Origin of the sequence: Pseudobacteriovorax antillogorgiicola (genome assembly GCF_900177345.1) — a bacterium.
In the GTDB taxonomy this organism is placed as follows: Bacteria; Bdellovibrionota_B; Oligoflexia; order Oligoflexales; family Oligoflexaceae; genus Pseudobacteriovorax; species Pseudobacteriovorax antillogorgiicola.
Map to the genome: position 1 here is coordinate 1 of NZ_FWZT01000032.1, position 17,641 is coordinate 17,641.

The 17,641-nt window shown below is 47.1% G+C and carries 18 protein-coding genes; 7 read left to right on the plus strand and 11 right to left on the minus strand.

Features of this window, described 5'->3' with window-relative positions; genetic code table 11:
• Positions 1 to 80: 80 nt before the first annotated feature.
• Positions 81 to 875, minus strand: coding sequence for a hypothetical protein (locus tag B9N89_RS28035; protein ID WP_132325235.1), 795 nt, complete (start codon positions 873 to 875; stop codon positions 81 to 83).
• A 10-nt stretch (positions 876 to 885) separates the two neighbouring features.
• Positions 886 to 2,169: a hypothetical protein gene (locus B9N89_RS28040; RefSeq protein ID WP_132325238.1), complete on the minus strand. Its 1,284-nt coding sequence runs from the start codon at positions 2,167 to 2,169 to the stop codon at positions 886 to 888.
• A gap of 214 nt (positions 2,170 to 2,383) precedes the next feature.
• Between B9N89_RS28040 and B9N89_RS28045 the strand changes: the two genes are divergently transcribed.
• Positions 2,384 to 2,575 (plus strand): hypothetical protein, encoded by a 192-nt coding sequence (locus B9N89_RS28045; protein ID WP_132325241.1) that lies wholly within the window; start codon positions 2,384 to 2,386, stop codon positions 2,573 to 2,575.
• A 31-nt stretch (positions 2,576 to 2,606) separates the two neighbouring features.
• Here B9N89_RS28045 and B9N89_RS28050 read toward each other — a convergent pair whose 3' ends face one another.
• Entirely contained in the window at positions 2,607 to 3,239 is a 633-nt protein-coding gene (locus B9N89_RS28050; RefSeq protein ID WP_132325244.1) for a 6-phosphogluconolactonase, read from the minus strand.
• A gap of 14 nt (positions 3,240 to 3,253) precedes the next feature.
• On the opposite strand from B9N89_RS28050, the gene B9N89_RS28055 reads away from it, so the two are divergent.
• The gene (locus B9N89_RS28055; RefSeq protein WP_132325247.1) at positions 3,254 to 3,943 is read left to right on the plus strand and encodes a PIG-L family deacetylase; all 690 of its coding nucleotides are present in this window, start codon (positions 3,254 to 3,256) and stop codon (positions 3,941 to 3,943) included.
• 2 nt (positions 3,944 to 3,945) lie between these two features.
• Here B9N89_RS28055 and B9N89_RS28060 read toward each other — a convergent pair whose 3' ends face one another.
• From B9N89_RS28060 to B9N89_RS28080, 5 genes are all read right to left on the minus strand, one after another.
• On the minus strand, positions 3,946 to 4,698 hold the full coding sequence (locus B9N89_RS28060; RefSeq protein ID WP_132325250.1) for a lipase family protein: 753 nt from the start codon (positions 4,696 to 4,698) through the stop codon (positions 3,946 to 3,948).
• The gene (locus B9N89_RS28065) at positions 4,685 to 4,999 is read right to left on the minus strand and encodes a hypothetical protein (RefSeq protein WP_132325252.1); all 315 of its coding nucleotides are present in this window, start codon (positions 4,997 to 4,999) and stop codon (positions 4,685 to 4,687) included. The genes B9N89_RS28060 and B9N89_RS28065 overlap by 14 nt, the downstream gene beginning before the upstream one ends.
• 127 nt (positions 5,000 to 5,126) lie before the next feature.
• Entirely contained in the window at positions 5,127 to 6,278 is a 1,152-nt protein-coding gene (locus B9N89_RS28070; protein WP_132325255.1) for an MFS transporter, read from the minus strand.
• Between the two features lies 1 nt (position 6,279).
• On the minus strand, positions 6,280 to 7,461 hold the full coding sequence (locus B9N89_RS28075) for a class I SAM-dependent rRNA methyltransferase (RefSeq protein WP_132325258.1): 1,182 nt from the start codon (positions 7,459 to 7,461) through the stop codon (positions 6,280 to 6,282).
• Between the two features lie 4 nt (positions 7,462 to 7,465).
• Positions 7,466 to 7,909 (minus strand): hypothetical protein, encoded by a 444-nt coding sequence (locus tag B9N89_RS28080; protein WP_159455700.1) that lies wholly within the window; start codon positions 7,907 to 7,909, stop codon positions 7,466 to 7,468.
• Between the two features lie 204 nt (positions 7,910 to 8,113).
• Here B9N89_RS28080 and B9N89_RS28085 point away from each other — a divergent pair, with 204 nt between their 5' ends.
• On the plus strand, positions 8,114 to 8,536 hold the full coding sequence (locus B9N89_RS28085) for an arsenate reductase ArsC (protein ID WP_132325264.1): 423 nt from the start codon (positions 8,114 to 8,116) through the stop codon (positions 8,534 to 8,536).
• 18 nt (positions 8,537 to 8,554) lie between these two features.
• Entirely contained in the window at positions 8,555 to 9,529 is a 975-nt protein-coding gene (locus B9N89_RS28090; protein ID WP_132325267.1) for an NAD-dependent epimerase/dehydratase family protein, read from the plus strand.
• A gap of 39 nt (positions 9,530 to 9,568) precedes the next feature.
• On the opposite strand, the gene B9N89_RS28095 is transcribed toward B9N89_RS28090, so the two are convergent.
• Together B9N89_RS28095 and B9N89_RS28100 are read right to left on the minus strand one after the other, a co-directional pair.
• Positions 9,569 to 12,040 (minus strand): ATP-binding protein, encoded by a 2,472-nt coding sequence (locus tag B9N89_RS28095; protein WP_132325269.1) that lies wholly within the window; start codon positions 12,038 to 12,040, stop codon positions 9,569 to 9,571.
• A gap of 256 nt (positions 12,041 to 12,296) precedes the next feature.
• Positions 12,297 to 12,992 (minus strand): hypothetical protein, encoded by a 696-nt coding sequence (locus B9N89_RS28100; protein ID WP_132325272.1) that lies wholly within the window; start codon positions 12,990 to 12,992, stop codon positions 12,297 to 12,299.
• A 271-nt stretch (positions 12,993 to 13,263) separates the two neighbouring features.
• On the opposite strand from B9N89_RS28100, the gene B9N89_RS28105 reads away from it, so the two are divergent.
• The 3 genes from B9N89_RS28105 to B9N89_RS28115 all read left to right on the plus strand — a co-directional run bounded on the left by B9N89_RS28105 (position 13,264) and on the right by B9N89_RS28115 (position 16,114).
• Entirely contained in the window at positions 13,264 to 14,565 is a 1,302-nt protein-coding gene (locus B9N89_RS28105; RefSeq protein ID WP_132325275.1) for an FAD-binding oxidoreductase, read from the plus strand.
• A gap of 123 nt (positions 14,566 to 14,688) precedes the next feature.
• The gene (locus B9N89_RS28110; RefSeq protein ID WP_132325278.1) at positions 14,689 to 15,585 is read left to right on the plus strand and encodes a MaoC/PaaZ C-terminal domain-containing protein; all 897 of its coding nucleotides are present in this window, start codon (positions 14,689 to 14,691) and stop codon (positions 15,583 to 15,585) included.
• Between the two features lie 109 nt (positions 15,586 to 15,694).
• Entirely contained in the window at positions 15,695 to 16,114 is a 420-nt protein-coding gene (locus B9N89_RS28115) for a hypothetical protein (RefSeq protein WP_132325280.1), read from the plus strand.
• Here the strand turns inward: B9N89_RS28115 and B9N89_RS28120 are convergent.
• Positions 16,111 to 17,505 carry a hypothetical protein gene (locus B9N89_RS28120; protein WP_132325283.1) on the minus strand — a complete coding sequence of 465 codons (1,395 nt, stop codon included), beginning with the start codon at positions 17,503 to 17,505 and terminating at the stop codon, positions 16,111 to 16,113. The two genes, B9N89_RS28115 and B9N89_RS28120, sit on opposite strands and share 4 nt — an antisense overlap.
• Positions 17,506 to 17,641 lie beyond the last annotated feature (136 nt).

A 17,641-nucleotide genomic window follows, 5' to 3' on the forward strand; every position in this document is an offset into this window, starting at 1 on the left:
GGGTGAAAAGGTCACGGGTCAGGAACTGACCTTAGGTGTGGAGTCTGGGGTTACCTGGATGTTGAAGCACGAAACTCCGCCTATACCGGAGCACGTTCGTTATGGCGTGTGAGGATTAGGAGGATGTAGTTCATATCAGTGTGGTTCATGAACTCTGTCAAGGCGGTTATACCATGATAGTCTGTCTTCAGGCTTATAGAAAGTTCCTGTGTCCGGCGCTCAGACCAAAAAAGATCGGGGTCGTTGGTGCGATAGGAGCTATAGGACAGCTGGCCTTGGAGCACGGGGTTATCGATCTCGATAAGGACTCCCATGATTCCTAGATAATCTCTTGTACTTCCAGACTCTTGCTTGGTTTTTGAGTGTCCGGCAAACAAGCTCGCGCTAAAATCCCAGTTTTGGTAGCTATAGAGTCCAGAGGCCCTGAGGCCCTCATAGTGGTCGTAGCGATTGATACCATATACTTCAGCAGGAGGTATGGTCCATGGGTGAGCTATGGATCGTTTTTCGCTTGCTGAATAGAAAAGTGTCTCATTGCGGAGACGACCTGCACTGACATGATAGTGGTCGCTTGGCTGGAATCTGAGGAATGCGTAGTCATTGACCAGCCCAACGTCTCCCGCAAGCGTATTTGTAGATATTTGGCTTTCAAAGACGAACTCTTTCGCAAACTGGGTACCTAAGCTTAATCCAGCATTGGTTAGTGCTGCAAAGCTCGCTTTGTTAGTGATGTCCCATTTATCTTTTTCATAGGGCCACTTGGTAGACGACCAAGCTACTCCCGTATTAAAGAATCCCTGATATCGTAGTGCTTCGTATCCATGACCAAGGTTTGAGAGGAATAAAAAAATGACAATAAAATAGATTCTTGTCATGGAGCATCCACTAATTGATAACGAAGTCACCAGGTAAGATGGGGTAATCCACAACAGAGAGTCGGACGCGTCCCACATAGAAACCATTTTTCTCACGAATGACGCGGATCGATCCGACCTCTCGAAGGTGAGTTCCTACAACCGCTTGCTCGGTCTCGCTACGATTCATTTCAACCCGGAAAATGGGATACTTTTTGTTGATTCCAAGCTTGTTGTTGTTGGCATAAATGTAGACCCAATTTCCCGCTGATATAAAGGCGATTTGAGGCAAAAATGACTTCTTAAAGTCTGGAGTTTGATACTCATCTAGGAAGCGTTCCAGCCGGGGTTGAAGTACAATGGAAGCCCATTTGCCTCGGCCTTCTCGGCGATAATGAGGGTAGGCTTGGATCGGATCACCAATGTATTCGTAGTAGACTCCAAGGTTGTGATGAGCCACGGCATTTTTCGATTCTTTGGCTAGAGCGTTTTCCCACTTAGTCGCAGCAAGTTTCCATCGATTTTGCTTGGCAAGATCGACTCCTTCATTGATGAGTAGGCCTGCTGGAGTGTTGCTTGGGAAATAGTAAAGAAACTCTTTATACTGCTGTCGTTCACAGACTTTATCAATAATTCTGTTGCGAAGGCTGGCGATAATCACATCTTGTACATCTTTTCGAGCTACAGCGGGCTTTGCAGAGAACACACTTAATGTCGAAGCGGTATCGGCAATGCCTTCCACAGCAACTTTTCCAGTAACGCGGTTATACAGGGCATATCGAATTTTGTATTCATAGTCAGCATAGCGAATATAGATACTTTTTCGACCTATCTTCCTCTTCGGAGCCATTTCAAATTGATTGGAGTAGCCAAGCTCAGGTTTTGCGGGTATTCCGTAATTTACAAACCAATCTTGATTTTTGCGATCCAAAAAACGAAAGGCTGTGCTTTTCTCGAGGCGCTTCTTCACTCGCTTCACGGAAAGATCTAAGGCAAGGATTCCATTTGATGTTCTGGCTTTGGCATCTTTTTCGATCGTTTTTTCAAAAAGCTCCTTAAGTTCCTTACTATTTGCCTTAGACATATTGATTGTTGTTTTAATGTCATCAACTTCAGAGAAGTTACGACATTGCTTGAGACTCTCAAAGAGCTTTTTAGAGAACTCAGGAGCGAAATCTTCGTCCATCACGACACCCAACTTTTTAAGCTCGGTAAAGCCTTCTCTAGGTGTTTTGTAACCTTCTAGCTGAACTTCGTAGAATTTATCAGCACATGAGCTTAGTAAAAGTAGGATGACTAAGTTTCGCCAGACCATAAAAGTTTCCACGCTGCGTTCAAGGATACCCCTATTTTAATCCAATCAGATTGCAACGGCAAACAGGCCGATCGCTGATCTGGGAAGAGTTCAGTGGAGCTTGACTTATTTCTGAAAGCTAGCACTAGACATGGTTGATTGGAGTCTTATAGTATTGCTAGAGACTCAAACAAGTGTAAGAGTCGTGATCTTTTTCGTGATTTAGGAGGTTACGATGATTGGAACTCGCTTGGTGAACAAGACCTACAGCACGAACTTTGGCCTCCGGCCTAGGATTCGCGCAAAATTAGGTTCACGAATGACGAACAGTGCCCCTTCCGGAGGTTTGCAGGTGAGGGCAACCCTCACGCGGCTTGGCTCAAAGTCCAGGCCTGCACCACTTAGAGGAACCCTTCGTGATTCTTAGATAAAAGAAATACCGAACCCTCGGGTTCGGGCTATTGTTGCTCTGCCTTAACTTGGTCTGAGCGATAGATAATGGTTAGGTCGGGATGCTCACGCAACCAAGTAGCTGGAAAACGACGATCATTGCGTAGCATGCCATCCAAGGCCTTTTGTTTGCTTTCGCCAACAACGAGCAGAAGCACACGTTCACTGGCCATGAAGCTTCCCACCCCATAGCTAACCCCCCGTGTGCCTTCAGGCAGTCGCAGATAGCGGCATGATTCAGATGAAAGCGTTACTTCGCCAAATCGAAACCCAGGGCTCATATGGGGTTCGTGAAAGGCAATGTGACCATTGATACCCAGGCCTAGGATAGTAGCACCGACTCCATCTAGTGGGCCCTGATCAATCCAATGAATCTGGTTTCGATAAGTAGGAAGATAGTCTTCAAGAAAGGAGCGAAATCGAATCTTAGGGGGAACGTCGAGAAGTTCGTCGATCTGCACGAAGGTAACATTTTGGAGCCAAGGAAACGACTCCTGCTCTATATGCTGATAGAGAGTCTTGGGTGTGTTGCCAGCAGGCACAAATATCTTCCGAATATCCATATCTTCAACGGTTTTTCTAAGCCATTGCAGGGATAGGTCGATAAAGGTTCTGTCGTCCGCACAAGATAATATCTTCATAGGTGGAATCTCTTATGTCTCGCCCGTCTCACCATGAGTATAACTTAATCGTAGCAGCCCATCCAGACGACGAGACACTATTTTTTTCATCGATTTTGATGCAGGAGGCTCGCGAGACTCGGGTTCTGTGTGTGACGGATGGTAATGCCGATGGTCAAGGGTCTGTTAGGAAGAAGCAGTTTACGTCAGCCATGGCAAGCTTTGGAATTCACCACGGTAAGTTCGGGACTTTACCCGATATCTATGAAAAAAGGCTCAGTTATGACGAGGTCTCTGAGATGTTAGAAGATCTACCGACGCCTACTAGAGTTTATACTCATGGTCCCGTTGGTGAGTATATGCACCCTCACCATCAGGATGTGTGTTATGCTGTGACACGATTCTTTAGAGGGGTCTGTCCAGTTTTTGGAGTTGCTTACAATTGTTTTCCGGATGAGCATCATCACCTGAGTCGGGCGCAATTTGAATTAAAAGCCAAGGTCATAGCTGAAACCTACGGCTCCGAAACGAATCGATTTCTGAATCTCATTCCGTGCACCGCAGTAGAAGGTTTCGTGGAGCTTTCATATTCAGAAGTGAGAGAAATTTATAAACTGCTCTCAGGACAGTCTCAATCAATGGACGAATCCCAACTAAAGCATTTCCTATGGCTTAAAAAATTCTTGATCCACCGAGCATCCTTATCGGGAGAGCGTCTATTCTGAACTCAGAATAAACTACTGCGTTTCGTGGATTCCGCTTCCGCTAATTGGCAAAGATAAGCCTCTGGAGTGTGGGTTCCGAAGCGCTCCTGAAGATCAGAAAAAAGCTGCCAGATATTGCCAGATTGGATACTATCTTTCAAACGCTCCCAGTATTGGCGCTCACTACTTAACTTTTCAAAGCTTTTCATGGTTTTCCATGATCCAGACTGTGGAATAAAGGTGACTTGTCCGGGTGATACATCATAGTTAAGAAACTCCACGAAGCCTTTGAGCCATCGCGTAAAGACGTTATCACCAGGAACAATCGCCGCAAACTCTGGTGCTAGCCACTGGGATGGTGGGAGGTGAGGCACCAGATCCAGTTGGGTGATAGCGGAATAGATCTTTTCTTGAAGATGAATTTCTAAGTCTCTTAGGTACTCGGCGTCCCCTAGACGAGGAGCAGCACTGGTATACAATCCCTTGATCGGCAGCTTGTTCTTAGCAATGTAGAGTGAAGTCAGCTGGGCCAGGCCACCGCCAAGGCTATGGCCAGTGACGAATATCTTCTTAACCTTATGACGACGGGATTCTATCCCGTTGACAAGAGCAGGGCGGAGGTTTTTGTAGTGCCGAAGAATACCGCTATGCACTTTGCCGCGAACTTCGTTGACGTTTGATGATCTCTGAAAAAATTCTGCATCTATAAGGTAGTCTTTGATCCATTTACTACCTCGAAAGGCGATCAGCATCGTATCGCCGCTAACAGCAATCATAGATTCCGCACCCCCCCACACTATCTGGAGTGATCATCTCGATATCTGAGAAGCCTAAGTCTTGAAATTGAGATTGAACTTCATCCGAGGAGTTGTTCTCCATGACATGTGCAGCCCAAAGGAACAGTATTGTGTTTTCTAGGCTAAAGCTTGATCTAGATTGGAACTTCAAGTTTGGCAAGCTATCAGCACAACGGACGTCTTTCAGTGACGATTGGTCCCAGACTATTTCATCACGGCCATAAAGATTGGTAGCTAAGGCTCCCGCGAGAAGAAGTGATCCCGCTAAAACTCGTTTCATATTTGATCCCCATCAAAATGTAAGCGAACGTTGGTGCCTAGTAAAAACAGCTTACAGAGAAATGTCTATTTACTATAGCTAAGTGCAACAATGACTATGATCATTGTTGTGTGGAACGTCTCTTGCTTCAAGTTGATTGAAATTTGATAGGATTGTTCCGGAAAAAGCTCAAACTCATGAACAAGGCGATCGTGATCATCAGTGGGGCGAGATAAAAGGCTCGTTCGATACCCACCCAGTCTGTCAACTGGCCTACACTGAGGTGAATGAGGGCTAAAGATGTTTGTATGGCAGTGAAGATCCAGATAGTCATAGACTTCCAGAGCTTGGGATAGATATGTGAAACTTGTGCCATAAAGAGAGGAAAAAATGGTCCTAATAAGCCAGCAAGAGGCATGAGCTTAGGATACCCATTGATAGCTAGAAGAATGAAGGTAATGCCTAGAACTAGGCTGCCTATCATTGCCATACGCTCCCACTGTGGACGAACTAACAAGAAACTAAGGAAGCGGCTCGATGAGATAGCAAGAAAGAAGTAGCTGGTCAGTTGTGAGGCATCTACAGTGGAATAGTTCTGTACTTGGATAAAATAAGTCGACATCCACATGGATGTTAGCACCTCACCACCTACATAGATGGCGAAAAGGGTGACCGGCACCAAACTATACCATTGGAAGGGTTCCTTTGGTTGATTTAAGTCATGATCTTCCGCTGGCTCATCGGGAACCACCCGAGTTATGATGCCAGCTAGAATTAGGTTTGCTAGTGACATGATACTGATCGCTGTCCACCAAGGGTATTGTGCTTCGTAGAACCAGGCGAAAGTCATAGGTCCAAGGAACGAACCGACGCCGTACATGACTTGCTGAATGGATAGCAAACGACCACGGAGGTGGCTAGGTGAGCCTTTGATTGTAAGAATATTACAGATGCTTCCCATCAGTGCGACACCAGCTCCCATAACTAAGCCGAGTGCTAAAAGTCGTACGAGATCGTGGACCCATGGGGCAATAAAGCCCGGGAGGGCACAAAAACCGCAGATAAAGAGAGTGACTTTTTTCTCTGAATGTCGCTTTAGTGCCCGGCCCATCATCAGGGTCGACACCACGGCTGCAAAGTTGCCGATTGTCAGAAAGAGTCCACCATAGCTATAGGAGAGGTTAAGACGTTCGCAGAGAATGGGAAGTAAGGGCCCTCGGATGTTATCTAAGAACGATACGGAAACAAGGGTCGCAATTCCTGCAAATACATAGCCTGGGTGAATCGTAGTCCGACTCATCTTACACCTTTCTCAATAATAACCCTTTTAGGTATAGTGATTCTGGAAATGATAGGCGAGTAGGGTGATCTTCAGATTGACTCAAATGCTTAACAATCTGGGCATCGCAGCCCGCATCAATGGTGGCTCCAAAAACAACTTTTTGGAACAAGTCACGAGAGATCAATCCCGAGCAAGAAAAGCTTGCTAGAAGGCCCCCTGGGCGGAGCAATTGGAAAGCTAAAAGGTTCAAGTCCTTGTAGCCGCGACAAGCACCCTGAATATTACGGTGGCTTGCTGCAAATTTAGGTGGATCGAGTATTATGAAGTCGAATTGCTCACCAGCATCTCTTAATTCGCGAAGATATTTAAAGACATCCTTGTGGATGGTATGGTGAGGTATCGACAAACCATTTTTTTCGAAGCTTTCTTGGGCCAATTCCAAAGCTGGCTCGCTTTCGTCGATGCTTGTTACCTCGTGAGCACCACCCAGAGCTGCTGCCACGGAGAAGCCCCCTGTATAGCTAAAGCAGTTTAGCACCCGAGACCCTTCGCTATAGTGTTTGATAATTGCGCGATTGTCTCGTTGATCGATGTAGAAGCCGGTCTTATGTCCCTCCCAAAGATCCACAAGGAGTTTCATGCCATTCTCTAAGACAGTAACCCCCTCCTTGGGCAGCTCGCCGAGGATTACCTCCTTGCGAAGTTCCAAGCCTTCTTTCTTTCGAACCGCCTCATCGGAACGTTCGACGATGCCTTGTGGGTTTAGTAGTTCCAGAATTAACGCGATAATGGTATCTCGATGCTTTTCCATCCCAGCTGTGAGGATTTGAAACGAAACCCATTGGTCAAACTGATCTATGACTAGTCCGGGTAAATAGTCAGCATCATGGGCCACCAAGCGAATGCAGTTGGTCTCTTGGCGATCAATGTGCTTGCGCCTCTCGATGCTTGACTTGATCTGCTCTCTTAGGAAATCTGCATTCAGTGAAACTCCATCTTGCCATGAATAGATGCGAACTCTGATCTGAGAGTGGGGATTATAGTATCCCCGCCCTAGAAACTGGCCTTTGGCACTATGGACGCTCACATCATCACCACTCGCAAGGCTCTTGGGGGCGGTTTGCAGAGCGCCACTGAATACCCAGGGGTGATGATTGATCAGTGATTTTTCTTTACCCGGTTTTAAATGTACCTTGGCCATGTCGTCACCTAATATTTAAGGTCCAATGATAGAGGTCATCTTCCAGCACTTTTTCAGCCACATGAAGATCGCTCATTGACAGTGAGTCTTCAATACGCCGATACCGTTCTTTAAAAAATACTTCTCGAACTCCCGATTGCCATATGGCTCGTAAGCATTCGGGGCAGGGGCTTAGGGTACAAACCATAATCCGGCCTGCTGTAGCATGGCCGAGGCGTGCGCAGTCAAACAACAGCTTTCGCTCGGCATGAAGCATATAAGTATATTTGTGAGGCCTTGTATTCGGTAACCCTGTGCCACAGTGACCATCGATGAAGCCATTCCAATTACTGAGTATGGTTTGATAGCTCTCATCGAGAAGCACAGCACCAACTTTGGTTTCAGCATCCGGCGAAAACTGAGCGGCTTGCTCGGCCTGGGAAAGGGCGTCTCTGACCAATTGTATCAATCTTGTCTCCTTAACCGAGTCAGATGGGACGCGGATACTAACAGAATCCCACCGTCATTCCTAGACCTTTTTTTAGTGTAAGTCCCTGAAAATACAAGGCTACAATTCAAGGGGAGGAGCACCTGTCGGAATATTACCTTGCTTAGCGATCCCTACAGGCCTTAAATACCATGAAATTTCTATGATTTTCACGAGGACAACAGGATGGCATCGATTCTCTTTCTATGTACGGGTAACTCATGCCGTAGCCAAATGGCTGAGGGTTGGGCAAAGTTTCTTTGGCAGGGGCAGCACGACGTTTACTCGGCTGGTTTGAAAGCCCATGGTTTGAATCCATACGCCGTTAGGGTTATGAAGGAAGCTGGTGTGGATATCTCCCAACAAAAATCTCAAGTGATTGATGATGTGCCTTGGCAGAGTATGGATTATGTGACAACAGTTTGCGGGCACGCAGATGAGCACTGTCCGAGTTTACCGGTGAAAGCCAAGAAGATTCACCATCCCTTTGACGATCCACCAAGATTGGCTCAAGATCTAACCGATGAAGAAGAGATTCTTTTTGTCTATAGGCGAGTTCGCGATGAAATTCGCGACTTTCTAGATGGCTGGGAAGGAATGAAGCAGTAGCGTCATAGGGGAGCGAGGATGAGAGCATTTGTAACTGGTGGTACCGGATTCATCGGACTTCACGTGGTCAAGGAGCTGATTGCGGATCGTTGGGATGTGACGGTTCTCTACCGAAAGACCTCGGATCTTTCGCGCCTCGATAACCTCGATGTTCAGTTGGTTGAGGGTGATATTGTCGACCAGGATCAAATGGCTAGGATTCTGAGCCAGGGTTTTGATGCGGTTTTTCATGTTGCGGGTGACGTGAGTTTGTGGAGGATGAAAAATGATCTGCAGAACCAGATCAATATTCACGGCACTCGAACCTTGGCAAGACAAAGTTTGAAACACGAAGTAGGGCGGTTTGTTCATACTTCTAGTGTGGCAGTTTGGGGCCTACCCGATGGAACTATCAATGAGCGATCGGAAAAAAAAGGACCTACAGCTCCGATTAATTATATGAAATCCAAATTCTATGGAGAGCAGGAAGTCTTGGCCTGTGTGCAAGAAGGCTTGGATGCGGTGATCCTAAATCCGTGTCATGTGATGGGTCCCTACGATGAGCAAAACTGGTCTCAGCTTTTTACTATGATTCATCGCGGGCAATTGCCTGGTGTGCCTCCAGGGCTCGGAACGTTTTGTCATGTAAAAGATGTTGCAAAGGCTCATCTGCAAGCTCTCTACAAAGGTACTCAAGGAGAATGTTACCTGCTCGGCGGCAGCCAGGCGTCCTATCTTGATGTGGGCCGCGAGGTAGCAGAGCTGCTTCAAGTCCCGGCCCCCAAACAGCTACCGGCTTGGCTCCTAGCAATGTCAGGGCAGTATGCTGAGTTGGTATCTTGGTTCACGGGGCGTGAACCGGCCATGACCCCTGAAAAGGCTGCTTTGCTATCCCACGATGTTAAGGTTGACTGTACCAAAGCAATCAATCATTTGGACTATGAAATCACACCTGTGTCTCGTATTCTAGAAGAGAGCTTCCACTGGTTGAAGCATGCCGGCTATCTCAGCTAGGTTTGTCAATATTTTTTTGAAACTGCCGTTACCCCTCAATCAGGCAACCTTATCTAGGAGCTGTCGTTCTAACCCTGGAACAATAATTTCAAACCGACACCCGGAACCGGGAACCGAAGTCACTTTGATTGTCCCACCGAGATCTTCGATTTGCGACTTCACAACATCCATGCCGATGCCCCGGCCGGATACTTCAGTGATCTGTTCGGTTGTGGATAGAAATGCAACGAATATGAGGTTTATCTTATCTTCTAAGCTCGATTGTTTCGCCTCTTCAGGAGTCCAATGGCCTGAAGATATTGCTTTTTCCACCAGCCGATCCACAACAATTCCTCGCCCGTTATCTTCGATTACCAGGTGGAGCTTCCCCTTGCGTCGATGGCAGGCGAATTGAATCGTCCCGTCTCGTTGCTTTCCGACAGCAAGTCGTTCTTCACAAGTTTCGATGCCATGGTCAACGCAATTGCGAAGGATGTGTGTGATTGCGCTGTCAAATCTCTGAGCCTCATGAAAGGATAGCTCAGAGCTATCATCTTCAAAACTCAAGCGAATGGATTTATTCTCCTGCTGAGCTAGCTCAAGGATCATACAGTGGTACTTCGCGAACACTTCCGATGGTGGGTATAGCTTCAAGTTGGCGATCGCTGACAGCCATTGGTTGCTAGCATCTCGCTGGGCAAGGCGAATCAAATCATCGATTTTTCGCTGATCCACCCGAACATAGGAGGAATTTTTCTGTAAACCAAGAATCTCATTGATATCGTTGGTCTCCACCTCCCATTGGTTTTTAATAACATTCCATAGGTTTTTAGCATCTGGCGACACAAGTGTTGGTTGACCACCTTGAATCTGGCTTTCTAGTTCGTGTATCCGATGGGAGATAGAACTGAATTCGAACGTTGCAGTATTGCCTTTAAGAGTATGAAGGGTTTGCACGAGAGGCTGAAATCGTTCGCTTCGGCCATCGAGTATCCATTGATCGATACAGAAAAAATGCTTGTTTGTTTCTTGAAAAAAATCTTTGAAACTTTCAAGGTTTGATGCAGCCATGGAGATACGCTTGATACGCTCGGTCTGTGCTTCTTGCTTCTGCTGTGCTTCCAGTGACTCTGTTTGGTCTGAAATCACAGCGATGACTCCATCTAGTTGACCATCAGCCTGGAAGTGTTCTTTGTATGCGACGGCAATCTTTCGGGTCCTATCATCAACTACAAAGTCGAAAGAGCTAGGCAGCAGGGCCATGGTACCCTGAAATGATGCTACCAGGCCAGAATCCTCCTTCAGGCATTCAAGGACGAATTCCACAGTATCGGCTTTGGTATCGCAGTAATAGTTTAAGAAATCAGCGATTGAATGGAAATCCTCTGAACCTGGCAGGATCTTCTCTAAGGCCTGTGATCGTTCCTTAGCGATTTTCCCTTCTTTGTCGAAAAAAAATAGACCTTCAGATATCGTTTCCAGGAGGCTTCTTGTATTGGCATCGCTTTTTTGGATTGCTTGAATCATCACATCAAATGAAGCTGCTAGCTCGCCAATTTCATCCTTGCTCTGCACATCAATCCGTTTATCGTAGTGACCCTGAGCGATTTCCTGGCTGACTTGAACCATTTTAGTCAGTGGCTTCAGTAAAAGTGCTACGGCTATGATGAAGATAGGCAAGAAAATAAGTGCTATAAGCCACGACAACGAATTGATACGATCTTGAGTTTGCGCGAGGTCTTTTACAATCCGAGTCATGTCTGCGTAAACGACGAGGTGAGCCTTGTCGTTAAAAACTTCATGGGGGAGGGGAACTTCCCTCAGATTATAGATTCCGCGATGCTCGCCATGGTAGTAGCCGTCATCGCGAAGCTGATAATCTTGATCCGAAGGGGGGGTGAGAAGGAAGTTGCCAACAGAGAGCTGCGAATAGTAGCCAGTGCTTTGCTGAAACTCAACAAGAACCGGGAGCAGGCTGCCAACAAATCCGTGGATAGTAGCGATATCACCGCTATCGTCCTCAGCAGGAATTGCGACAACGAATAAGGGTTCACCGGAAGGGGATGTGACAAAACCAGTCTCGATAGCTTCACTATTCATAGCACGGTCGATAATAGCCTGGACTTTGTTATCGCTCTCACTGAACACGACGCTGTCAAGGGATACTCGGTAGTCAAACAGTCGATGGCCTTCAAAGTCGAACGATATAATTTGATTGACACCGAATGCCACGCTGATCTGATTGCCAACTCCCAGAACAGTCCGTTCCCAAAGCTCCTTATCGACGGATTGAGAGGTGAAAGCTTTGAGGTTAGCGGGAATGAGCCACGGCCTTAGCCAAGAATTCAGGCCTTCTAAATGATTATCGAGTATCCTCGAAAACAAACCGGCCTGCTCACTTGCGGACTGGTTTTCGAATGATTCGATCGTGGCTCGTTCCACTTCCCGAGCAATGAATGGGTTCATTCCAAGAAGTAATAATGCGAGACTGGCTACGATTATGGTCAGTCTGAATTTAATTGAAGAAAGCATTCAACTATCTCCTCCGCGCCGTCGTCTCTAGTTGAATGACATGGCCCTGGGGGCCTTCTCTACTATTCTAGCGTGCAGTTGGGCACTTACGGGTGAGCCTGTCATCAGCATAATGCCTCGGCGGTCTTGTACTTTAAGTTCGGTACTTAGCCCCTCAACCATTGAGCTTTTGATTCTTATTTATGGGTAGGGATATTGGGGGGGGAGCGGGGTAACCATTTCAAAGGTTTGAGCCGCTCCTCCAAAGAGGTCGATTCTAGAGGTCGATGCCGTAGTTCACACCAACTGTTACAGAAGGCAGCACAGGAACAGAATTTAGTGCATCCTTCTGAGCTTCATCGAAACGCTTTGACAACGCATCTTTGTACAGACGCGGGCCATATTCGGCCTCGATTGAACTGTGAAAGCCATGTTTTAAGCTTAGCTCCGCCTTGATGTCGATAACCTTATTGATTGGGATCAGATAACCTAGACTGCCCTGAAAGAAATGAATATCTCCCTTTAAGCCCAGCTCGTAGTTTTCCTTGCTTGGACCCAGATTTCGAACAGGTCGTCCGTGGGAAATTAATGATAGGGTGTCTGCTGGCGGAAGGTGCCCATCCCCTCGAATCATCGCATAGCCGAAATCGAAGTATAGCTGACGGGATATTTTTGGGATTTTGGAACCTAGGGAAATTTCGAAATGAAACCCCTCCTCGTAGGCATTGTCAAAAATAATAGCTTGCTCGACATTGATCCTATTGGCTTCAAGAAGTGCCTCAGAACCACCCATAATGTAGCCGGGGGCCAGGGCTCCGACCTTTATCTTTATCTCCACTGGGGTGGGTAGAATTCCAAAACGAGCCTCGACTCCGTTGGAAAAAGGGTACTCACTGTACACGCCAATTTTGAAGGGCGTGGCACTTGCCGAAAAGCTCATTAAGAGCAACAAGATAGCAAAAATCTTTGTCATAAGTCTCTCTATCATAGTCAGTTTGTCCTGGGTGGGGGGACTATATTCAGCTGAAGTATGTATGTCAATAAAAATATGGACAGTTTGGCTATCTATCTAAGATTTGTAAAAGAACCGTTCCCAAGTGCAAAAGCAAATTGATTCCAGGGCTTTGTATGGTACTCATGCCCACCTGTAGAGTGGCGCAACAGGCGAATTTCCTGCCATTTCGAGTCATAAGTCTTGTTAGAGGTGCCGATCAGGGGCCAACGGTGATCTTGCGGAGAACGGTGTGAGTCAGTTTTTATCTTGGGGTCGTTACTTTCCCCATAAACCTAGTCAAATTAGGCCTATAGCCTGGCGTGATGAGTTCACTTGGCTTGGAGTAGAGCCTCATTGCCTTGCCTACGGCCTGGGTCGCAGCTATGGGGATTCATGCCTCAATCATCATGGGGTCTTGATCCCAACCCGAGGGCTCAATCGCTTGATCGCTTGGGATGATGAGACGAACATTCTTCGCTGTGAAGCGGGAGTGTCTCTGGGGGAGGTCTTGGAGTTTGCGGTACCCCGGGGAAGTTTCCTGCCGGTATCACCTGGAACTAAGTTTGTTACTGTGGGGGGAGCAATCGCCAACGATATCCATGGTAAAAACCATCACAGCGCTGGCACCTTTGGGCGTTATGTGAAGGCATTTGGGCTTCTACGATCCAACGGGGAGGAACTCGTTTGTAGTCCTGCAAGCAATGCAGATCTTTATCGGGCGACGATTGGCGGTCTTGGCTTAACTGGCTTGATCACTTGGGCAGATATACAACTTAAATACGCTTCGCCGGTGATGGCGGTCGAGAATGTTCCTTTTGAGGGGCTGGATGAGTTCTTCAACCTGTGCGAAAGTTCAGAGCACTATGAATACACAGTCGCTTGGATGGATTGCATCGATGCCTGGAACCGTTGGGGACGAGGCATCTTTATGCGAGCCAACCACAGCCCAGATGAACTTCCGAACCAATCCCGTAAGCCCTCGCTATCAGTGCCTTTTAGCCTTCCTAGCTTTGTCTTAAATCGTTATTCCTGCAAGGCGTTTAACGAAGCCTACTATTATGCCAATAGTTTGAAACAGGGAACAAGCCTCAAGCCTTATGAGCCGTACTTTTATCCCTTAGACATGGTTCACCACTGGAACCGTATCTACGGCAGTCGCGGATTCTTTCAGTATCAATTGGTGGTACCTCTTTCTGAAAAAGAGGCCTTTGCTGAAATCTTCAATGTGATTGCAAAGTCGGGCCTAGCATCCTTCCTAGTGGTTCTTAAAAAGTTTGGCAATCTTAGCTCCCCAGGGATGATGTCATTTCCGATGGAAGGATACACGCTAACTCTAGATTTTTCCCACCGGCCAGGCTCGACCAAAGCCACCTTAAAGAGGTTGACAGACATAGTTAACGAAGCCCATGGCAGACTGTACCCGGCGAAAGACAGTGTAATGACGCCAGAGGACTTTGAGCGCTACTATCCCCAATGGCGTCAGTTTTCAGAGTACAAGGACCCGAAGTTTTCTTCCAGCTTTTGGAGAAGGGTGGCTCCAACGAGCCAATAAGCTTTCTGGACCAGCATCTTGTTCGCAGAGTCCTGAATTCTATCGGGGGAAGCTCCAGTTGAAAAAATCTGGAAGCACAGCTAGAGTCTCAAAATTCACTCTACAAGATTTTGGGATCATACAATGAATCACCTGGCCGTTGAAATCCAATCGCTTCCGAATCCGCTACCATTTTATTACAAGGCAGTATTCTCTTCAAAGAGGTTTCGCGAAGGGGACGCCTTTCCAGAATTAGCCTGTCAATGGAAAGACTTTAAATTTGATTTAAAACGTCTCAACAAGTATCGGCAAATTTGCCAGATCGACGATAATGGCTATGTACCCATACTCTACCCTCACTCGTTTCTTGGGCCTTTGCACTTGCAGATCATGACCCACGACACCTTTCCACTCAAGCTTCTCGGCTCAGTTCATCATCGCAACCACATTGTTCAATATCGCCCGTTGAAGGTTGAAACAAACTACGGGGCCAAACTAAGGCTCGGGGAGCATCGGCGACGGCCTCAAGGAATGGAGTTTGATTTAATTACTGATATTGAGGATGACCGTGGCGTGGCCTGGTCAAGTGTTAGCACTTTCTTGGTAAGAAAAAAGTTTTCGTCGGAAGACCCTGGGTCTCCTCTCGCGGAGATGATCAAGAATCTTGAACACGCGGGGGTCGAAGCACTGCGCTTCACTGTACCGTCTCATGCCGGTAAATCTTTTGGCCTGATTACTAAAGATATCAACCCCATTCACATGTCAGCAGTGATGGCTAAGGTCTTTGGCTTTAAGCGGGACTTGGCTCACGGTATGTGGGCCTTGGCACGGGGAACAGCGCCTTTGATGCTCCATATCAATGCGAGCGAGCCGATTCGTTTTGATGTGGCATTCAAGGGTCCGGTTTACATGAAAGATCAAGTCCGAGTGCTTACAGCGGGCCAGGACAAGGGGCACTTTGAATTTTACAGTGGGAAGAATGATCGGCCAAGTATTGTGGGGCAGATAAAAAATGTTTCCGAAAGAGAATCAGTATCTTAAGAACAGCTAAGCACCTTCTTAAATGGCTCTCATGGTCCCCTTACAAGATTATCATGGATTTCCTGAGACTTTCGTTGCAACCCTAGGGAACGTTCACTTAGGAGATACCATGAGGAAATCAGATTTTGAGAGTATTGTAAAGTCGCAGCCTGGATTGACTGCAAAAGGTTTCATGTCTCCCCTCTCCCCTGACTACGGTCGTGCCCGTCAGGACTTTATGAATTCAGCCCACTATCTCCAACATACTATCGATGCGATGAGTGTCTTGGTGCGGTTTAAACCTACTGTTCTCATGACCAAGTGGCAAAAGGAAAACTGTACGCCTCTCAACTTGAGAGGTCTCATTGAATGGCACTGCGGTCGTACCGTTAGCATCGGCGCTATTATTGTGGCCGCTCTGGCTCTTGGCTTTCGAGTTGAGTATAGCCCGCAAGGTGAGGCCTGCTTTAATATATTCGCGCGTCAGCTGGAAGGCGAATTACGAGACTTCCGGGTGCGGGAGTTAATCAAGCAAGCTGTTGGGCATTAGTTTTTCACGGTCCCAGGATTGGCAATAAATCTTATCAAGACTTCTGTCGCGCTATCGAGCGTGGCTGGAACGAAAATCACGTTATTCTCGCGCCGCCAATCGTGGGTCTTTTGGCCATCATAATAGACTTCCCATATCCCAGCATTGGGGTTGGTCACTGAGTTTATCGCAAACTGAGTGCGATTCTGCGTGAACGTGTAGAAAAAGCGAATTTCCAGTGGTCCATCCGTTTCGCAGTCGACCATGACGCTGCGTTTGCTAATGGCTAGGCCATTCCCAGAACGACATCGGGATGGATCAAAGTCAGTGCGAAGACTACCCGCATCCGGTTCTCTTGAAAGCGTGAGCCCTTCAGTGATATCGATCTCGTCTTTATATTGAACAATGATCTCCCGTCCGGCAAGAAAACTGTCTGCTGCAATCGTTAGGGTTCTATCTACGACCGAGTGACTTAGCAACTCTTGGCTTTGGGCATCTTTGACGATAACTTGGCTTGGAGAGCTTGGTGCGCTGGCTAAGGAGTAGGCAAGTTGATCACCCTCGTTTAGGATGTAGTTGATCTGAACCTTTGTTCCATCCCCAGGTGGTGGAACAAACTCTAGGATTCCTGTCTCCTGGCTAAATTGAAATAGATCCGGTGCAGCTGGAGCATCGTTGTAAAAAACTTGAATCGATTTTTGGAGAGTACTGGAGCCTAAATTCTGGCGCGAGACCATCGGTTCGTCTCGCCGATACTGAACAGTCAAAGTTGCGTTGACACTTGGAGGCGACACCAGGCTCAAGGTTTGGCCGGATACCGCATAAAGGTCCTGGCTCAGTGCCTGACTATTTAACGAAACTCTCAAAGTATCTGTGGCTGGAGGAGCCATAAGAATATAGTCTGTAATCGAATGATCATATCTCGCGACCACTGAGTTGCCGGCTGCAACACTCCCCGCTTCGAACATCACCCGTTGATTGGTGATTGTATAGCCTGTGACCGGGGAGTCGTTCAATAGAATGGTTAGGGTTCCCGCACGGGCGGGCTTTGTTAGGTCAACAAAAAGGCCAGTACCGTTAGCAAGAACGGTGAGGTTCTCCTCGATGGATTCGTTACTTGTGAAAGTTTCATTGAATGCCTTACGGTCCACCTGAGAGAAACTGATCTCTTGCTGAGCAAGATTTGAGATCAGTGTAAAGCTCTGCTCTTTGATGGTGTTTTCAATGGTGAAGCTCTCTTCGGTTGTGGTTTGACCCCCAACTCGAAAAAGAAATTCAAATGCAGAACGTGCCGATAGATCGGCGTCGCTTGCTTGGCCTACGGTTCGTCGGTCGAGATCAGCTCTCTGAGCGTCCTTACAGCCGAGCACGAAGCTCAGCGCAACGAGCGCTGTCACAATATGGTATTTCATAATCCCCTCTATTAGCCCAACTTTATATCGGCTAGGGGTAGTCGAAACCTAAGAAATAGATATTAAGATAGCGAAACTAGTATCTTGTAGAGGCGAATAGGAGGCTTCAGACAGGAGGCTCTAGCGCAAAAACACT